Raw genomic sequence first — 1,076 nt, 5'->3', positions numbered from 1 at the left:
GCGCCTCCGCCCCGGCGCCGCAGCCCAAGCTCCAGTTCGGCAAGCCCGTCGACAAGGCCGCCGAAAGGGCCGCGGAGAAGCGCGCCGCCGAAGCCGCCGCCAAGAACGCCGAGACCAAGGCCGCGGATGCCCGCCGCGAGGCCGAGCGGCAGGCTGCCGCCGCCAAGATCGCCGAAGCGAAGGCCGCCGAGGCCAAGGCCGCGGAGAAGGCGGCGCAGTCGAAGAAGCTCGCCGACGCCAAGGCCGCCGAGGCGAAGAAGGCCGCCGAGGCCGCCAAGCATCCGCGCCCGGGCCAGAAGGCCGGCGAGAAGGTCGCCAAGGCTGAGACGAAGGCCGATCCGAAGGACGCGGCCAAGGAAGCCGCGAAGGCGGAGGCCGCCCGCAAGGCCGAGGCCGAGGCCAAGCAGGCCAAGGCGGACGCCGCCAAGAAGCTCGCCGAGGCCCGCGCCGCCGAAGCGGCCGCCAAAGCCGCGGCCAAGGAGAGCAAGGAAGCGGCCAAGGAAGCAGCCAAGTCGCCCGCGAAGGAGACGGCGCCCGCCGCTCCGGTGAAGGTCGCCAGCGCCGACGCCTCGGCCCCGATCCCGGCCGCGGCCGCCCCGCAGGCGCCCGCCGAGTCGTTCCGCTGGCCGGCCAAGGGCCGCATCATCAACGGCTACGGCTCGGCCGGCAACGAGGGCATCAACATCGCCGTGCCCGAGGGCACCCCGGTCAAGGCGGCCGAGGACGGCACCGTGGCCTATGCCGGCTCCGACGTGAAGGGCTACGGCAAGCTGGTGCTGGTGCGGCACAACAACGGCTACGTCTCGGCCTACGCCCATAACGGCGAGCTCGACGTGCGCCCCGGCGAGAAGGTGAAGCGCGGCCAGACGATCGCCAAGTCCGGCGCCACCGGCAACGTCACCTCGCCCCAGCTCCACTTCGAGCTGCGCAAGGGCGCGACCCCGGTCGACCCGATGCCCCATCTCGGCGGCTGATCTCTTCCCATCGTCGCAGACGAAAAGGGGCGGCTCCTCGCGGAGCCGCCCCTTTTCGTTCAGCCCACCGCGTCCTCAGCTGGGTTCCCCTCTCCCCGCACG

1 protein-coding gene is annotated in these 1,076 nt (G+C 73.1%); it reads left to right on the top strand.

The window, feature by feature from the left end:
• On the top strand, nt 1–974 hold a 974-nt coding region (locus MFF42_RS25050; protein WP_238258677.1), incomplete at its 5' end, for a M23 family metallopeptidase.
• Between the last annotated feature and the right edge of the window lie 102 nt (nt 975–1,076).

The organism is Methylorubrum podarium, assembly GCF_022179745.1.
Classification (GTDB): domain Bacteria; phylum Pseudomonadota; class Alphaproteobacteria; order Rhizobiales; family Beijerinckiaceae; genus Methylobacterium; species Methylobacterium podarium.
The sequence above is the reverse complement of the archived record's forward strand: the minus strand, read 5'-3'. Positions and strand labels throughout refer to the sequence as shown.